Annotated in this window: 13 protein-coding genes and 1 pseudogene; 6 read left to right on the plus strand and 8 right to left on the minus strand. The window is 66.8% G+C overall.

Annotation, left to right across the window (positions count from 1 at the left end; genetic code table 11):
- Positions 1 to 106: 106 nt before the first annotated feature.
- Together DPV79_RS32055 and DPV79_RS32060 are read right to left on the minus strand one after the other, a co-directional pair.
- A complete protein-coding gene (locus DPV79_RS32055; protein WP_042973131.1) occupies positions 107 to 757 on the minus strand; it encodes an NADPH-dependent FMN reductase in 651 nt (216 codons plus the stop codon).
- Positions 758 to 1,067: 310 nt separating this feature from the next.
- A complete protein-coding gene (locus DPV79_RS32060; protein ID WP_021157098.1) occupies positions 1,068 to 1,373 on the minus strand; it encodes an NIPSNAP family protein in 306 nt (101 codons plus the stop codon).
- A 281-nt stretch (positions 1,374 to 1,654) separates the two neighbouring features.
- Between DPV79_RS32060 and DPV79_RS32065 the strand changes: the two genes are divergently transcribed.
- The gene (locus DPV79_RS32065; RefSeq protein WP_113047342.1) at positions 1,655 to 2,452 is read left to right on the plus strand and encodes a GNAT family N-acetyltransferase; all 798 of its coding nucleotides are present in this window, start codon (positions 1,655 to 1,657) and stop codon (positions 2,450 to 2,452) included.
- Between the two features lie 314 nt (positions 2,453 to 2,766).
- Here DPV79_RS32065 and DPV79_RS32070 read toward each other — a convergent pair whose 3' ends face one another.
- The gene (locus DPV79_RS32070) at positions 2,767 to 4,110 is read right to left on the minus strand and encodes a DUF3999 domain-containing protein (RefSeq protein WP_113047343.1); all 1,344 of its coding nucleotides are present in this window, start codon (positions 4,108 to 4,110) and stop codon (positions 2,767 to 2,769) included.
- Entirely contained in the window at positions 4,107 to 7,541 is a 3,435-nt protein-coding gene (locus tag DPV79_RS32075; RefSeq protein ID WP_113047344.1) for a DUF2339 domain-containing protein, read from the minus strand. Before DPV79_RS32075 ends, DPV79_RS32070 begins: the two co-directional genes overlap by 4 nt.
- A 291-nt stretch (positions 7,542 to 7,832) precedes the next feature.
- Here DPV79_RS32075 and DPV79_RS32085 point away from each other — a divergent pair.
- The 4 genes and pseudogenes from DPV79_RS32085 to DPV79_RS32100 all read left to right on the plus strand — a co-directional run.
- Positions 7,833 to 9,317, plus strand: a pseudogene (locus DPV79_RS32085) (quaternary amine ABC transporter ATP-binding protein); the annotation flags it as partial.
- Positions 9,310 to 10,206, plus strand: a complete 897-nt coding sequence (gene choW, locus DPV79_RS32090) for a choline ABC transporter permease subunit (RefSeq protein WP_059682277.1) — start codon at positions 9,310 to 9,312, stop codon at positions 10,204 to 10,206. The pseudogene DPV79_RS32085 and the gene choW, both read left to right, overlap by 8 nt.
- A 107-nt stretch (positions 10,207 to 10,313) precedes the next feature.
- Positions 10,314 to 11,312 (plus strand): GlxA family transcriptional regulator, encoded by a 999-nt coding sequence (locus DPV79_RS32095; protein ID WP_027790601.1) that lies wholly within the window; start codon positions 10,314 to 10,316, stop codon positions 11,310 to 11,312.
- Positions 11,313 to 11,416: 104 nt separating this feature from the next.
- Positions 11,417 to 12,364 carry a choline ABC transporter substrate-binding protein gene (locus DPV79_RS32100; protein ID WP_021163993.1) on the plus strand — a complete coding sequence of 316 codons (948 nt, stop codon included), beginning with the start codon at positions 11,417 to 11,419 and terminating at the stop codon, positions 12,362 to 12,364.
- A gap of 117 nt (positions 12,365 to 12,481) precedes the next feature.
- On the opposite strand, the gene DPV79_RS32105 is transcribed toward DPV79_RS32100, so the two are convergent.
- From DPV79_RS32105 to DPV79_RS32115, 4 genes are all read right to left on the minus strand, one after another.
- The gene (locus DPV79_RS32105; RefSeq protein WP_113047348.1) at positions 12,482 to 13,900 is read right to left on the minus strand and encodes a tetratricopeptide repeat protein; all 1,419 of its coding nucleotides are present in this window, start codon (positions 13,898 to 13,900) and stop codon (positions 12,482 to 12,484) included.
- Between the two features lie 135 nt (positions 13,901 to 14,035).
- Positions 14,036 to 14,992 (minus strand): M29 family metallopeptidase, encoded by a 957-nt coding sequence (locus DPV79_RS32110; protein ID WP_063807641.1) that lies wholly within the window; start codon positions 14,990 to 14,992, stop codon positions 14,036 to 14,038.
- 77 nt (positions 14,993 to 15,069) lie between these two features.
- On the minus strand, positions 15,070 to 15,198 hold the full coding sequence (locus tag DPV79_RS43690) for a hypothetical protein (protein ID WP_279636633.1): 129 nt from the start codon (positions 15,196 to 15,198) through the stop codon (positions 15,070 to 15,072).
- A gap of 330 nt (positions 15,199 to 15,528) precedes the next feature.
- A complete protein-coding gene (locus DPV79_RS32115) occupies positions 15,529 to 15,954 on the minus strand; it encodes a PACE efflux transporter (protein WP_113047349.1) in 426 nt (141 codons plus the stop codon).
- A 147-nt stretch (positions 15,955 to 16,101) separates the two neighbouring features.
- Between DPV79_RS32115 and DPV79_RS32120 the strand changes: the two genes are divergently transcribed.
- A partial coding sequence (locus DPV79_RS32120) for a LysR substrate-binding domain-containing protein (RefSeq protein WP_113047345.1) occupies positions 16,102 to 17,015 on the plus strand: 914 nt, incomplete at its 3' end.

Genomic DNA, 17,015 nt, shown 5'->3' on the forward strand with positions numbered 1-17,015 from the left:
CGGGGAGTAGCGTCGACGTGCACGGCGCGTGGCCGTTCGTCCGAATGTGCACCGCCCGCGCCGACGAACGGGGTCGTCCGGGCGCGGGCGGTGGAAGGCGGGGAAATTACTGGTTGGCGATCTTCAGCACGGGCGCGAGCGCATCGACCGATGCCGCATGCGAGGCCGCGCGATGCGACGCGAACGCGAGCGCGAACTCGGCCGCTTGCGTGCCGACCGTCTCGAGCTGGGCGACGACCTTCGGGTCCGAGCAGTTGTCGGCGCTGTCGAAGCGCGTTTCGAGCGTGTTCACGGTCGCGCCGAACGGCGTCGGCCAGCCGCGCAGTGCATGCACGATCGAACGCAGCGACGTCAGCACGGTGCCCGCCGCCTGCCAGCCATACGCGGTGACGATCAGGCCGACCGCGCGTCCGTCGAGATAGGGCCGATCGTCCGCACGCAGTTCCTCGAGCGTATCGAGCGCGTTCTTCACGAGGCCGGAGACGCCGCCGTGATAGCCGGGCGTCGCGATGATGATCGCGTCGGCCTGGCGCACGGCGTCGATCAGTTCGCGCTGCGCGTCGGTCAGCGTTTTGTGTTCGGGGGCGTAGTGCGGCAGCGTATGCAGGAACGGGCCGTCGAACAGGCGCGTGCGTGCGCCGGCTGCCTGCGCGCCGCGCAACGCGAACGACAGCGCGCGTTCGGTCGACGACGCTGCGCGGGTGGTACCGCCAATGCCGACGACGAACGGGCGGCGGTGTTGATCGAATGCAGTCAAGGGGCGCTCCTTGGGATGGCTTGCCCGGCTAAGCACAGGCTTAAAAACCAGATGGTAACGACCCCGCCGCCACTCTGAAAACGACTTTTCGTTCTATCGATATGCCGGGAGGCACGGGCAATCGTGTGCGCGGCCGCACGGATCGATAGCAGAAATGCTTGGTTGGGCTGGCCGGCCGCGGTCGATAAGATGGCCCCGTCTCCTCCATGATGTCTCTACTGACATGGGTTGGCCCCGCCGCGCGGATGCAGGCGGGGCTTTTTTTCGTCCCGGTCAGGAAAAGGGGCGCGATGCGCCGGGCCGTGGCCCGTTATTCGAACACCGGCCGGAAGAAGCTGCGTTCGTAGCTGACGATGCAGCGCGTTTCCTCGGCGTAGCGGAACGCGGCCTGGCAGGCCGGATCGTCCATCGAGCGTTCGCGGTAGCGCTCGTATTCGGCGAGGCTCGGGAACGAGAACATCGCGAGTGCAATGTTGTTTGCCCCTTCGGACGGCAGGAAGTAGCCGTGATGCGTGCCGCCGAACTGCTCGACGAGCGGAATCCACATCTTGCCGTAGGTTTCGAACTGGTCGAGCTTGTACGGATCGATGACGTAGCGAAGGAAGCAGGTGATCATGGGCGCGCCCGGAGCGAAGAGAATCCGGCGAGTGTGGATGGCGCTGCAGCATGTGTCAACGGCGCGCGCCGGCGATCGACGCCGTCGCGCTCGATGCATTGCTTGCGTGCGCAACGATCGGTGTGCCGTCATGCGTTCGCAATGACGCTCGCGACGCCGCGGCGTGCACCGTCACAACCTTTTCTTCCGCACGCACGTCCCCAAACTTTTACGACATTTTTTCTTGCGGGGGCCATCGGCGCGCTCATAGACTTCGGGCATCCCAACCACGGAGCATGGCAATGTCGATACCCTGGAACGCGATCGCCGAACACACGCCTGCCGCGCCGCCTTCCGCGTGCGCCGACCGGGTGATCGTGCGGCGTTTCGATCCGGCTTTCGACAGCTATGCCCACCTCACGCAGATGCTGCATCGCGCGTTCGCGCGGCTCGGCGCGATGGGGCTCAACTGTACGTGTGTCGACCAGGACGCGGCCGTCACGCGCCGTCGCGCGGAAGCGGGCGAGTGCTACGTCGCCGTGTGCGGCGGGCGCGTGATCGGCACGGCCACGCTGTATGCGACCGATCCGTCGTCGGCCTGCTCGCTGTACCGGCGCGAAGGCGTCGCGAGCGTGCGGCAGGTGGCGGTGGACCCGGATTGCCAGAGCCGCGGGATCGGCGCGTTGCTGCTGTCGTTCGCCGAGCGGTGGGCCGCGTTGCGCGGCTACACGCTGCTCGCGCTCGATACGCCGCATCCCGCTTCGCACCTGCTCGCGTTCTACGGCTCGCAGGGTTTCGACGTCGTCGACGTGATGCGCTTCGACGGCAAGCGTTACGACAGCGCGATCCTCTGCAAGCGGCCCGTCGCGCATGTCGCGCGCCGGGTGTTGTCGGCATCACCGGCGTCGCGATTGGCCGCGCGCATGGCGGGCGTGCGGCGTGTTGCTCATGCATTGCCGTCGCGCGTGGCCGCGCTGGTCCGGCGCGATCGGTATGTGCGGCGTGGCGCTGGCTGGGCGGCGCGACGCGCGGCCGGTGCCGCGAGTTGCCGCTCGTCGCCGTGGCGCCCGCGTCAGCACGGGCGCTACACCTTCGGCTGAACGCCGTGCTCCGGTTCCTGCTCCTGTTTTGCCGCGTAAACGCCGGATGAGCGGAGTGTGGCGCTCCCGCTCGTGTACGGCCCTCGAGACACCCCCGCCGCGCCGCGGCGAAACGGACGTTTACGCGCTTTTTATGCCCTGACGCGGCCTTTCATAAGATGGCCGCACCGGTCCGCACGTCGGTGGCCGGATCGGACCGGTTCTTCACCTGCGCGACGAGATCGCGTTCGGCGGCGGGCCGCACCTGCATCAACCCGCGTGCGCCGGCGCACACTGGCTGCGCGGCGATCGAAGCCCGACTCGGCCGCACCGTATCACTCGTCGCGGCCGCCAGACTCGTCGCCGCCTTTCGCGAGGCGCCATGCGATCGTACCGAGCACGCCGACCGCGACGACCAGCGCGCCCCACAGCACGTAGCGGCGCGGCGCGTCCGTATCGGCGGCCGGCGTCGGCACGACCGCCGATACCGGCAACGCCGCGCCGACGCGCGCGGGCCGCACTTCGGGGGCCATGCCGACCAGCAGCGCGTCGCGGCCGACGGCCGACGACACGAGCGACGCATCGCCGACGCCGAGCGTAAACGGCGGTGCGCCGCGTGCCACGAAAGTCAGCGCGGCCGGATGCCAGCCGATCACGACGGCCGGCTGGCCGCTGCCGAATCCGCCGTTGCGCATGTCGACGACGATCCGCCACGTGCGATCCGTATTCGCCGCGAACTCGAGCGGCGGATTGCGCTGCTCGCCGGCCTTGCCCTGCAGCCGGAACAGCACGGCGCCCGCGACGTCGCGCCACGGCGCCTGCGCGTCCGCGCGGCTCTGCAGCGTCGCGCGCGCGACGGTATTCGGTTGCGGCAGGTCGATGCGCACGCGGTCGACCGGATACGCGCCGTCGGTGTCGAACAGGTACTCGCCGGGTGTGCCGCCGGCCCGCACGCGCAAGGCGTTGCGCCATTGGCGCGGCACGGACGCGGTGTCGGTTCCGCGCGCATCGCGCGGGTGCGTCTCGACGTCGATCGACGCGATCGCGGGCGCGCCGTCGAGCCAGTCGAGCCGCAGGTAGCGCGGTGCCGCGCCTTCGAGTGCGATGCGTTCCTGCACGAGCATGTCGTCGCCGTGGCCGACTTTCAGCAACTGCGTGCTGCCGAGCGAGCGCCAGCTGCGCAGGTCGTCGCTGGCTTCGACGGCGACACGCCCCTGGTAGCTGTCGTCGCCCACGTGTACGAGCAGCGCGTCGATGTCGCCGTCCGCATGCGACAGGTCGACGAGATCCGCGCCGTGCTTTGCGCGCGCCGGTGCGGCGACGCCCGCGCGCAGCGCGCCGTCCGGGCCGACCGTCACGCCGAGCGGCGCGCTGCCGTTGTCGGCGCGGGCGGGCGGCAGCGGGAACCAGTGCACCGGCGTGCGCGCCGGCGGTACGGCGGGCGCGGCAGCCGCGGGCGCGTCGAGCGAATACGGCACCGGCTCGCCCGCGCCGTTGAAGATGCGCACGTCGCCGAGATCGTCGCGCCGGCTCGCCGCATAAACAGGCTGCGGCACGGTGAGCTGGTAATACGCGGCGGTGCCGTCGAGGTCGAGCGAGAAGCGCTGCGCGGGCGGACCGTCGGCCGCCGCGAACGACGCGAGCAGGCTCAGCCCGAGCAGCGCGGCGAGTCGTTTCATTGCAGGCCGTCCTGTTGCGCGGCGGCCTTCGGCGGCAGCGGCGAGAAATAGCCGATCAACAGCAGCAGCACGCCGATGCCGATGAACGACACGATCCGCTCGATGCCGGTCACGTGCGACAGGTCGAACAGGAACAGCTTGACGACCGTGAGCGCGAGCAATGCGGCGCCGACGAACCACAGCGGTCGCAGCCCGCGGCGCGTGGCCCAGATCGTGATCGCGAGCGCGCAGAGCGTCCAGTACACGGACACCGACGCCTGCACGAGCGTCGATTCCGCCATCGCACCGAGTTCGTACGGCACGCCGGCCCAGTGATGCAGCGTGCGCAGCAGGATCGCGTTCAGCCACAGGAACGCGGTCGCCCCGGCCGCGCTCAGCAGCTCGACGCGATGGTTGCCGAACGACCAGCCGAGCTTGCGTGCGCGCACGAACCACGACGCGGCGAGCGCATAGACGACCGCGAGCACGAGGTCGAGCGGGTTGAAGAGCGGCACGCGCGCCCAGCTGCCGCCGTCCTGCGTGAAGTTCGCGTAGAAGGTCCACACCCACATCACGACGATGAGCGGCAGCGACGCGAGCGCGCACACGCGGGCGATGCCGTCGCGGCGCGTCAGCCACATCCCGGCGAACGCGAACAGGCTCCAGCCGACCATGAACACCTGCTGGATGCCGAACGACGACAGCACCGTGTCGATGTCGTAGGTCATGTGGAAGCGGTGATGCAACGTGCGCAGCATCAGCGCGTTGAACCACAGGAACACGGTGGCGATCGCGGCGTAGTCGACGATGCGCGGATGCCATGCGATGCCGAGCGCGCGCAGGCGGCGCAGCCATACGGTGAACGCGACGAACACCAGGCACTGCGCGATGTCGAGCGGGTTGAGCAGCGGGAGCCAGAAGAGCGGCGCCGCGTTGCCGTCGCTGATCACGCTGGCGATGCTCCACAGCCACAGCAGCGCGGCGAGCGGTGCCGCGCCCCACACCTGGTAAGCACGCGGGAACGCCGCGACGGGCCAGCGCAGACGCGAGCCGGGGCCCGACACCAGCAGGAGCAGCACACCGAAACCGTAGGCCCACGCGCTCCAGCTCCATGCGCCTTCGGGCACGAACGTGCGCAGGCGCCAGAAACCTTCGAGCGACAGCAGCCCGCACAGGGTCCAGAACGTCAGCGTGTGCAGCGGCGCGATGATGCCTGCGGCGACGGCTTGCGCGAGGCCGGGCGCGGTGCCGGGCGTCGTGCCTTTTGCGGGATCGGCGCTTGCCGTGCCGCGCGACTGGCGCCACAGCAGCGCAAGGCCGGCGCCGACGGCGACAGGCCACGCGAACGCGCCCATCCCCGACAGCGGCGCTTCATGCGCATCGAACGCACGCAGCGCGAGCAGTGCCAGCACGGGCGTCAGCGCGAGCGCGGGCCATTCGGCGAGCGGCCACGCCAGCCGGCGGCGCGCGACATGCGCGAGCCATGCGGTGCCGGCCGCGAACAGCGCGGTCGAATCGACGACGAAGCGGTCGGCATGCAGGTCGACGTGACGGCTCGCGTAGACGAGGATCTCGTGCAGCCCGCCGCTGACCCACCACAGCAGTCCCCACGCGGCTGCCGCGGCGCCGATCTCGGGCATCCACGCATGCCACGCGCGCGCTTCCGCGCGACCGTGCAGCCACCAGCCGGTGAACAGGCCGGCGAGCGCGATCAGCAGCATCGCGACGTATGGGCTGTTGAGCACGGGCAGCGCGGTGGCGTCGGCCGGCCCGAGCAGGCTCGTGAAGAACGCGCCGGCCGCGGCGAGCTGCATCAGCAGCCCGAAGCCGAACCGCAGCATGCGCTTCTCGCGCACGCCGAGCCAGACGACGGCCGCGCCTTCGATCGCCCACGCGGCGCTGGTCGTCGGGCCGGAGAATGCGAGCGGCACGGCCAGCGTCGCGAAGATCACCGCGAGCGCGAGCGTGGATTCGAACAGCAGCGCGAGGCGGTCGCGGCGCCGCGCGAGCCGTGCGGTGACGACGACGTAGAACGCCGACAGCGCGACGGCGCTCCACGCGAGCCCGAACGGCATGTCCTTCACGAGCGACGCCTGCAGCGCGGTCGCGACGATCGGCGTGCCGAACACGAGCGTGCCGTCGACGTAGTGCCGCAGCGCGAGCTCGCGCTTCACCGCATACAGCAATGCGATGCCGACATACATCAGGAAGAACAGGATCAGGAACGGCTCGGTGCTCGCGAACAGCGCGGGGCGATAGGCCGTCACGCCCCACGCGGAGCCGATCGTGAACGTGAACGCGAAGCCGAGCAGGTTCAGCGGGCGCCAGGCCTTGAACCACGCGATCGCGAAGATGCCCGCGTTCAGCAGTGCGTAGTAGCTGAACAGCGCGATGTGGTTGCCGTGTCCGGTCGACAGCAGCACCGGTGCGAGAAAGCCGCCCGCGGTGCCCATGAACGCGAGCGGCAGCGCGTTCTGCCGCACCGCGAGGAACGCGCTCAGCGCGCATACCGCGACCATCAGCGGAAACGCGGCGCCGACGGGCAGCAGCGCGTAAAGCTTGGTCGCGGCAAAGATCGTCAGGTACAGGATGCCGACGCCGCCGCCCTGCAGCACGAGCCCGTACGCCGCGCGGCGCGCACGCACGCGCCAGCCGATCGCGAGCAGCGCGGCCGCGGCGAGCGCGGTGCCCGCGAGGCGGAATTCGATCGGCAGCATGTTGTTGTCGGCCGCGTACTTGAGCAGGAACGCGACCCCGAAGAACAGCACGACGATCCCGACGCGCACGACCGTGTTGCCGCCGAGCAGCCAGTCGCGCGCGGCGCGGAATGCACGCTCGACGATGTCGGGTTCGCGCGGTTTGGGCGGCGTGAGGGGAACCGACGGTGCGGGGGCCGGAGCGGCAGGCGTTTCACTCGCGTGGAGCGCGGCCGGTACCGGTACCGGCGCGGCGGTGCGAACCGGCGCCGGGGCTGGCGCAGGAGCCGGTGCCGATAGCGACGCCGGTGCGTCCGCGCGCGCGGCGGCCGGCTGGGCAGGCGGGCGCGGCGGCAGCGTGGCGGAAGGCGGGACGGGGGCGGATGAGATCGCGGACGGGGCCGCGGACACCGATGCGGTGCCGGCGGGCGTGTGCGCCGTCGCCGCGGTCGAGCCGGCCTTCGCGCCGGCCAGTTGGCCGCGCAGCGACGCGACTTCACGTGTCAGCGTCTCGACGGTGGCTTCGAGCCGCGCGACGCGATCGGCGAGCGGAACCGGCGGCTGGGCGGGCGGCGCCTGCATCGCGGACGTGTCGGGTGCCGCGCCTTTGCCCTTGCGCTTGCGCTGTTGCAGCGTGTGATCGAGACAGAACCCGATCGCGGCGCCGAGCACGGCGCCGTTGACGGCGGAGAAATCCCCGATCAATGCGGCAATCCCGCCCACGACGAAGCCGATTGCGGTAAAAGCCCAGTTCATCTCGCCTTGCTCCCTCTCTCGTATCGTTATCGGCCTGCGATCGGACGTATGCCGGTCGAGGCGGTGTCGGCATGGCCGGCAGGCGAACCGGCATGCACGGCTGAAGGCGGCCGCTGCATGGCGGCCTGCGGTGCAATCAGCCTGTTGGCGGGGAATGTATCACAGCGGCTGTCGGGGATTTTCCGGGTTGGCACGGTATCGCGGCGTGCACCTGCCGGTGTCGTCGTGCGGCTTTTTGCACGGTCATGCTTTTTATCGGTGAATGCCGCGTGCGCATTTGTCAGGCCATATGGCCGCGGGATCGGACGTGGAATTGTCGTAAAGCGACGCGCGCCCGATGCGAATTCGCGCAAAAAACGACACGATATGCGCGACGCTGCTGCGCACAAGTCCGGCGCGCGATGCCCGCCGTTGCTGGCTGTGCGCGTATTGCGCCGCCGCAATCGCGTGCCGCCGCGCGCCGCGGCACGCCCGGCGGGGCTGGAGGCCGTGTCGTATTTGCGCAAGCGTTTGTCGTAATTCGTCGGCAGGTCGGGGTTTTTTCTGGCAACTATGTAGGCACGCTATGACACACGTGAGTCCCCGCTACACGAGGAGAAGGTTTCGATGGATGCCCCCAAGGTCGTGGTCGAAGGTCTGTGCAAGGTGTTTGGAAGTAACCCGCAGCAGGCGCTCGACATGCTTGCCGCCGGCGCGACGAAGGACGACGTGCTCAAGCGCACCGGCCAGGTCGTCGGCGTGCACAACGTCTCCTTCGATGTGCAGGAAGGCGAAATTTTTGTGCTGATGGGCCTGTCCGGCTCCGGCAAATCCACGCTGATCCGCCTCGTGAACCGGCTGGTCGATCCGAGCGCCGGCAAGGTGATGATCGACGGGCTCGACGTCGCGTCGGCGCGCCGCTCGGCGCTGACCGCGCTGCGCCGCAAGGACATGAGCATGGTGTTCCAGTCGTTCGCGCTGATGCCGCATCGCTCCGTGGTGTCGAACGCCGCGTTCGGCCTGGAAGTCGCGGGCGTCGGCAAGAAGGAGCGCGAGCGCCGCGCGATGGAAGTGCTCGAGCAGGTCGGCCTTGCGCCGTTCTCGCACAAGCTGCCGTCCGAGCTGTCGGGCGGCATGCAGCAGCGCGTGGGCCTCGCCCGTGCGCTGGCCGTGAACCCGTCGCTGATGATCATGGACGAGGCGTTCTCCGCGCTCGATCCGCTCAAGCGCCGCGAAATGCAGGATGTGCTGCTGCAACTGCAGAAGGAACAGCGCCGCACCATCATGTTCGTGTCGCACGATCTGGAAGAAGCACTGCGCATCGGCAACCGCATCGCGATCATGGAAGGCGGCCGGCTCGTGCAGGTCGGCACGCCGCAGGACATCATCGCGAACCCGGCCGACGATTACGTGCGCGCGTTCTTCGACGGCATCGACACCAGCCGCTACCTCACGGCCGGCGACCTGATGCAGACGGGCGCCGTGCCGATCGTGTCGAAGTGCGATGCCGCGAACGTCGCTGCCACGCTGAACGGCAGTGCCGACTATGCGTTCGTGCTCGACGCGCAACGCAAGATCCGCGGCTTCGTCACGCGCGATGCGATCGGTCAGGAGACGCCGTCCGTGAGCCCGATCGAAAGCATCCGGCGCGATGCGTCGCTCGAACATGTCGTCGCGCGCGTGGTCGCGAGCCCGAATGCACTGCCTGTCGTCGACGACGACGGCTGCTACTGCGGCTCGGTCGATCGTGCGCTCATCCTGAAGGCCATCACGCGTTCGCGAGGCTCCCATGTCTGAAATGATTCCGCTCGGTACCTGGGTCGACCAGTCCGTTCACTACCTGCTCGACCATGACGCCAAGACGTTCGACGCGATCGGTCAAGCGATCGAGGGGCTCGCGGCCTTCGTCGAGCATGGCCTGCAGGCGATCCCGATGTGGCTGATGATGGCGATCTTCATCGGCGTCGGGCTGTGGCGGGTGGGCTGGCGCTTCGCGCTGTTCACCACCGCGTCGCTGCTGCTGATCTTCGCGACGGGCTTCTGGGACCAGACCGTCATCACGCTCGGCCTCACGCTGTCGTCGACGATCATCAGCCTCGTGCTCGGCATCCCGCTCGGCATCTGGGCCGCGAAGAGCAAGTGGGTCGCCGCGACCGTGCGCCCGATCCTCGACCTGATGCAGACGATGCCCGCGTTCGTCTACCTGATTCCGGCCGCGATGCTGTTCGGTCTCGGCCGCGTGCCGGGGATCCTGTCGACGGTGATCTTCGCGATGCCGCCGGCGGTGCGCCTGACGAGCCTCGGCATCCGCCACGTGAACCGCGAGATCGTCGAAGCCGGCCAGGCCTTCGGCTGCACGCCGTGGCAGCTGCTGTACAAGGTGCAGTTCCCGAATGCGCTGCCGTCGATCATGCAGGGCGTGAACCAGACGATCATGATGGCGCTGTCGATGGTGATCATCGCGTCGATGGTCGGCGCGGGCGGCCTCGGCAACGACGTGCTCGCCAGTATCCAGCGCCTCGACATCGGCCTCGGTTTCGAAAGCGGCCTGTCGGTCGTGCTGCTCGCGATCATTCTCGACCGCATCACCGAAAGCTTCGGCCGCGCGCCGGGCACCGTGAAGGCGCCGCTGTTCTCGGGCCTCAAGCAGCTGTTTCGCGTGAAGGCCTCACCCGCACAGGCCTGACCTCCGGCGGCCGGAAGCCCCGGCCGCTTACCTTGACGATAGAAAACGACTTCCGCGGCTTCGGCCGCGGGGTTGGCCCCCTGCAACCTTGTCGCCAGGAGACCGATGTGACGTCCGCCGTCGCTGTTGCGCCCGCCGCCTGCGTTTCACCGGTTTCGTCCCTCGCCCATTTCGGCTTCCTGACGCTGCCGAACTTCTCGATGATCGCGTTCTCGAGCGCTGTCGAAGTGCTTCGGATGGCGAACTACGTCGGGCGGGCCGATCATTACCAGTGGTCGATCTATTCGCTCGACGGCAGCCCGGTGCATGCCAGCAACGGCATCGCGGTACGGCCGACGCAGGCGCTCGACTACACGAAGCTGCCCGACGTGATGATCGTGTGCGGCGGCATCCGCATCCGCGACGTGGTCGACGAAGAGGCGCGCGATACGCTTGCGGCGCTTGCCGAACGCGGGCTGCCGCTCGGCGGCATCTGCACGGGCGCGTATGCGCTGATGTCGAGCGGGCTGCTCGACGGCTATCGCTGCACCGTGCACTGGGAGAACCTGTCGTCGCTGCATGCCGAGTTTCCGCAGGTCGGGTTCGCCGACGAACTGTTCGTCGTCGACCGCGACCGGCTGACCTGCACCGGCGGCACCGCGCCGCTCGACCTGATGCTGAACCTCGTCGGCATGCGGTTCGGCCAGCAGCTGGCCGCGCAGGTATCCGAGCAGTTCATCCTGGAGCGCATCCGCAGCTCGACCGATACGCAGCCGATTCCGGTCGATGCGCGCGTCGGCTTCTCGCGCGCGGAGCTGATCGAGGTCGTGCGGCTGATGGAGGCGAACATCGAGGAGCCGCTGTCGCTCGAGGAACTCGCGCGGCTCGTGCGGCTGTCGCAGCGGCACCTGCAGCGGATGTTCAAGGTGTATTTGAACGTGTCGCCGACCCACTATTACCTGACGCTGCGCCTGAAACGCGCGCGCGACCTGCTGCGCACGACCGATGCGTCGATCGCACGCGTGACGACGGTCTGCGGTTTCCATTCGCCGTGCCATTTCAGCAAGGCCTACCGCGCGCAGTTCGGCCACGCGCCGAGCTACGAGCGCAGGCTGCCGGGGCGCTGACTGTCGAGAATCATCCAGTCCGCGACGTCGCCGGGATCGCGGCGCGCGGCTTCAATAAACGATCCCGCATTCAAGCAAACGACATCACTTTGAGGAGAAGCAAGATGAAGCGCCTATTGATCGCAGCGGTGTGCGGGATCGGGATAACCGCGCCGATGTCGGCCGTTTATGCGGCCGATCCGCCCGTGTGCAAGAACGTGCGCTTCGCGGATGTCGGCTGGTCCGACATCGCTGCGACCACGGGCCTCGCCACGACGATGCTGCAGGGGCTCGGCTACAACCCGACGAAGACGATCGCGTCCGTGCCGATCACGTTCGCGGGGATCAAGAGCAAGCAGATCGACGTGTTCCTCGGCTACTGGTCGCCGACGATGGACCCGATCATCCAGCCGTTCACGAAGGCCGGCACGATCAAGGTGCTCTCCACGCCCAACCTGACCGGCGCGAAATACACGCTCGCGGTGCCCGACTACGTCTATCAGGGCGGCCTGAAGTCGTTCGCGGACATCCAGAAATATGCGGACAAGCTGAACGGCAAGATCTACGGGATCGAGCCGGGCAACGACGGCAACCTGCTGATCAAGAAGATGATCGACGGCAACCAGTTCGGCCTCGGCAAGTTCAAGATGGTCGAGTCGAGCGAAGCCGGGATGCTGGTCGAGGTGAATCGCGCGATCCGCGACAAGCAGTGGATCGTGTTCCTCGGGTGGGAGCCGCATCCGATGAACGTGCAGATGAAGATCGACTACCTGAGCGGCGGCGACGACGTGTTCGGCCCGAACTACGGCGAAGCGAAGGTGCTGACGGCGACGCCGCCCGACTACGCGCAGCGCTGCCCGAACGTCGCGAAGTTCGTGTCGAACCTGCAGTTCACGACGACGATCGAGAACCACGTGATGGTGCCGATCATGAACAAGGTAGAGCCGAACAAGGCGGCCGCCGAGTGGCTGAAGGCGAACCCGCAGGCGCTCGACAAGTGGCTCGCGGGCGTGACGACGCTCGACGGCAAGCCGGGCCTGCCGGCGGTGAAGGCGTATCTCGGCGTGCATTGAGCGACGCGGCCGGGCGTTCGCCCGGCCCGCAAGCGGCTTGACGGATCGGCGCCCCCCGTCCCGGAATGATTCCGGGAGCCGGGGGGCGCCGGCATGCCTGTCCGGCGTGAGCAGGCATCAGGCCACGACATGCATGAGCCACGCGTTGATGCGTCGAATCACGTCGCTCCAGTCGCCTTCGCGGGTTTGCCGCACGGCGGTCGCCTGCGCGATCCAGGGGCTCGCGGTACCCTCGACGCCCCAGCGCCAGTCGCCACAGACGTGGGTCGGTACGCAAGTCCGCATACCCATCATGGCCGCCAGGTTGGCGACACCCGAATCGACCGCGACCACGGCATCCAGTTGGGCCATGCATGCAGCCGTGTCGCCGAAATCCCGAATCCCGGGCTGGTAGTGACCAACATTGCCGGCCGGCGTGCCCGCCAGTGCCGCGGCAGCGGGGTGATGCAGATTCACGAAATGCATGCTTTCCGCAATGGCCGGGTGTGCCACGATCGCGTCGATCGCATCGAGCGGCAGGCTGCGGCGGCTGGCCCAGCACCTGACGATGGCGCCTTTTTCGGGCCAATGTCGTTGGACGCAATCCCAGAACAGTCCGATCAGCTTCCTGCCCGGATGTTGCTCGCGCACTTGCGCGGCCCATTCGGCAGCGAGCCGCTGCTTGTGCGGCGGCGTCTTGATGTACGGCGCGAACCATCGTTCCGGCAGGCGTGTCCGCCGGGCTTTCAGCATCGGCAAATGAAGCAGCGTGGCATGCAGGTCCGGCGCGAAACTGTCGACGCGTGCTTGCAGTTCATGGGGCAACGGCGCATGAAACTGCACCGGATTGGGGGCGGCGACGACCTCGCAACGCGGCAGCGACGCCTGCATGAGCGCGTGGCTCTGCGGATGGCAGGTGAGCATGACGTGCGCGCCTTCGTCCAGCCAGTCGGCCACGCAGGCCGAGAGGAGAAAGTTGTCGCCGAAGCCGTGTTCATGCGTGATCAGGACACGCTTGCCGCGCACATCCGATTCGCCGTCCCATGTCGGGAGGTCGACCGGGCGGTAATTGGCGGATAGGCGCGGAACGTCGTCACGCATTCGCCAATAGGCGAAGCCGCGCGGATCGCCCGCCTTGAGCATCGCTTCTCCCATCGCGAATCCGATCGATGCGCTCATCTCGGCAGGACCGGATGCCGCCATCCGGAAGGCTTCGTCGAGCAACGCGATGGCCTGCGCGAGATCGCCGGCCATCATCAGGCTCATGCCCAGTCGCAAGCGGTGGAGTTCGGGCCGGCTGTGCCGCGACGGATCGCGTTTCCAGGCTTCGGCGGCTTCGACGTAGCGGCCCAGCAGGTAGAGCGCATCGGCACGCCGTGTCATGGAGACGGCGTCGTGCGGGTCGAGCGCCAGCGCCAGGTCGGCCCAGGGGAGCATTTCCTCCTCTCGCCGGAGGGCAGTCAGCAGTTCGCAGATCCGGTGCAGGATCGCGAGATCACGTGAATCGCCTGCGTATTGCGTCTGCGCGGCACGCAGTTGCTGTTCGAGGTCGACCATGAATGCGGTTCCGGCGGGCGCGCTCACCGTGCGGGGCGGGTGCAACGGGATCCGGCGCGAGCAGGGTGCCGGCGGTGGGCGTCACGATGCCGGCACCTCGCCGGGGCGTCGATGCCGGCCGTGTCGTCGCAGGGGCTACACACGGAATGAGCCGTCGAAGATGACGGTGTCGTCGAACAGGATCGTTCCGGACGAAAACACCAGATCCAGGTGGTGGCTGCCGCGTTCACCGCCGCCGAGGCCAAGGTGCAACCCGGGATGGCGTTCTTCGAAACTTGCATTGCGTCCATGCAGCCTGACGTTCAGGTTCGTGCCGATCCCGAACTCCTCGACGATCCTGTTTCCCGCGCATTTGTCGAGATACAACCTGAAATCGTCCTCGAGCTGTCGATTGGCCGATTCGACGCTGACCACCTGGCTCCGCTCGATCCCGATCTTCAATATCGGGTCGATGACACCGTACTTGATGGCAAAGGGCACCGTGCTCAGGAAGGTGCCGCCGAACAAGACGCTTCCGCTCAGGTCGAGTACGCGGGTCGCCACTTCGCCGGGCATCAGGTCGTAGTGGTTGCGGCCATCGAGGCTTTTCCATGTCTGATCCAGCGTTCCGTGCAGCGAACCGCCGAAGCCGTCGTGAAATTGCACGCGTCGAGCGCGTTGTGCCGCCGCAATGATGCGTTCGTTGCGGGCGGCAATGTCGTCGATGCTCTCGGAAAAGGCTTCCTTGAAGAATTCCCCGTATTCCCGCAGCAATACCGACTTCTTCCAGTGCTCGGCCATTTTCGGCTTGAGGGGCGGGATGAATGACGGCCCATGCGGGTTGATGTCGGAACGGATGGACGAGTCGTACATGAAGATGAACATGTCACACCGGTCGATTTCCGTTATGACCCGTTCGTGATTTTCCGTGTCAAGCTCGACGTAGGTGAACGAATATTCGAGTTTTTTCGGGCAGTGCCGGATAATCGATTGCGCGGTATTTTTCTGGCTTTGATCCGAGCCGACCAGGATGTTGGCGCCGGCTGAATGTTTCTGCACCATGGCTGGATGTCCGCGGACACACGAAAAGAAATTTTCGACACTTTTTTCCATGATTATCTCCGGGGTAGCCAGCTTCTGGATCAAAAAATGGCGGGTCGTTGTGATCCGCCATCATTCGGGCTGCCTGCTTATGCCCACAGAGCAGTTGCGAATGGAATGACTGCGCTGTCCTTCATCATCTCGACCCAGTCTTCATGCTGATCTTCCTGCATCCATTCGATCAGCGGGATATCCTGCTTTTCCTGATTTTCGTTCATGATGATTTCCTTGTTTAGGAATTGAACTGCGAACATCGCAAATCGCCCCCGAAAATTCGAGGGCGGATTTAGCGATTGAGTGAGCGCATGGAATTGCGCCGATTATATGGGGTGGGTATGAATGATTGATTTCTGTTAATGGTCAGACAACATTAGCATTCGAATTTGCGGAGGGACAATGTAACGTAAACCCTAGGGTTGTTTTGATTTTGTGAATTCTGGTGGTGGTATTGTTTGAATGTCGAAAAAATGAAACAGGGTGCGTTTTTAAATGGGAATAAACGCACCGATTGATGCCGATTTCGACTGCTTGATTGCCGGGCGCTCGTTTCATTCCCCCTTCGTCGCCGCGGGCACGTCGAACACGTGATCGAACGCCCACTGGAAGGCGAACGCGTAACAGAAGAAGAACGCGAACAGCCCGATGTCGACGACAAACGCGTCGAACCACGAGATGTCGAGCCACCACGACACGACGGGCACCAGGATGAAGATGAGCCCGCCTTCGAATCCGGTGGCGTGCAGGATCCGCCGCCCGAGCGTGCGTGCCGGCTGCCGGCGCGATGCTTCCCAGCGCTCGAACAGCGCGTTGAAGATCATGTTCCACAGCATCGCGATCGCCGACATCGTCGCCGACAGCGCGCCCGAATAGACGAGCCCCTGCTTGAAGAGCGCCGCGATCACGGGCGAGATGCAGGAAATCGCGATCGCTTCGTAGAGCACCGCCTGCGTGATCCTGCGCGATAGGCCTTGCACGTTGTTTCTCCGGTTCGACGTCATTCGCCGCGGCACCCTGCCGTGACGTCCCGCAAGGCTATTCGCGTTGCACGCGTGCTTCAATTCACCTAATCTCACCCCGATTCAATCGAATTCAACCCGGCCCGATCCGGCCCGCGAGGCCCCGTGTTCTCGAAACTTCCCCTGACCGCATTGCGTGTATTCGAAGCGTCGGCGCGGCTCGGCGCGTTCAAGGCTGCCGCGGACGAACTGTCCGTGACGCCCGCCGCCGTGTCGCACCAGATCAAGTCGCTCGAAAGCCGGCTCGGCGTGCTGCTGTTCGAGCGCGGCGCGAGCGGCGTGCGGCTCACGGAGGAGGGCGAGCAACTGTTCCGCGCGAGTCACGATGCGTTGCTCGCGCTGAGCCGCGGGCTCGATGCGGTGCGGCCGGAAGTGACCGGCGAGCGCACGCTCGTGCTGACCACCACGCCCGCATTCGCCGCGATGTGGCTGATTCCGCGTCTCGGGCGGTTTCGTCGCATCGATCCGCAACTGCACATCAAGGTCGAAACCGGTAACGCACTCGTCGATCTCGAACGCGATGCGCGGATCGATCTTGCAATTCGCGCAACGTCGCGCACGTTTCCGGCGCTGCACGAGATTGCGCTGATCGACGAGTATTTCGGCGCGTATGCGGCAACCGGCTTCGACGCGCATCGCAGGGACGAGCCGCTCGACCTGATCGAGACCGTGTGGGATACGCCGTTGCCCGTGTCGGTCGACTGGGCGTCGTGGTGTCGTGCGGCCGGCCGCGAAGCGTGGCTCGAACGCGCGGTGTTTCGCCATTACGACGACGAGCATTACGCGTTGCAGGCCGTGCTGCACGGGCAGGGCATCGCGCTGCTCAGTTCGGTGCTGGCTGCCGAGCATGTCGCGCACGGGGCGCTGACGCCGATCGAGCCGTCGGTGCGGCTCGACGGTGCGCGTTTCGTCGCGCTGTGCCGGCCTGGGCGTGAGCGCGAGCCGCAGGTCAGGTCGTTTCTCGACTGGCTCGAAGCGGAGATTGCGCAGACGCGGGAGGCGGTGGCGGGGATGGGGGC

The organism is Burkholderia reimsis (assembly GCF_003294055.1).
GTDB lineage: Bacteria > Pseudomonadota > Gammaproteobacteria > Burkholderiales > Burkholderiaceae > Burkholderia > Burkholderia cepacia.